Genomic DNA, 244 nt, shown 5'->3' with positions numbered 1-244 from the left:
CGATGCTGATATTAATCCAGAATACCTTGAGCTACTTGCTCATGGACAAAAAAACTATGTGGCTCTTGAGCTGCTTGATAACCGGAGAATATCACCAAAACAAAATAAGGTGGCTCACGCTTTGATTGGGGATATCGCCAACTGGCAAGGCGACTTTCCAATCGTCACGGAGCAGTTTCTAAAATACTACTTTATGGCTCAATCCGGGAAGTGGTTTTCTCATGCCACTGCAACAAGATCGGAA

Annotated in this window: 1 protein-coding gene; it reads left to right on the top strand. The window is 43.9% G+C overall.

Annotated elements, in window-relative coordinates:
- A partial coding sequence (locus tag P8629_RS12525; protein ID WP_278166421.1) for a putative HNHc nuclease occupies window positions 1–244 on the top strand: 244 nt, incomplete at both ends.

Origin of the sequence: Hydrogenovibrio sp. 3SP14C1 (assembly GCF_029625905.1) — a bacterium.
Classification (GTDB): Bacteria; Pseudomonadota; Gammaproteobacteria; order Thiomicrospirales; family Thiomicrospiraceae; genus Hydrogenovibrio.
This window is presented reverse-complemented; position numbering and strand designations above follow the sequence as displayed.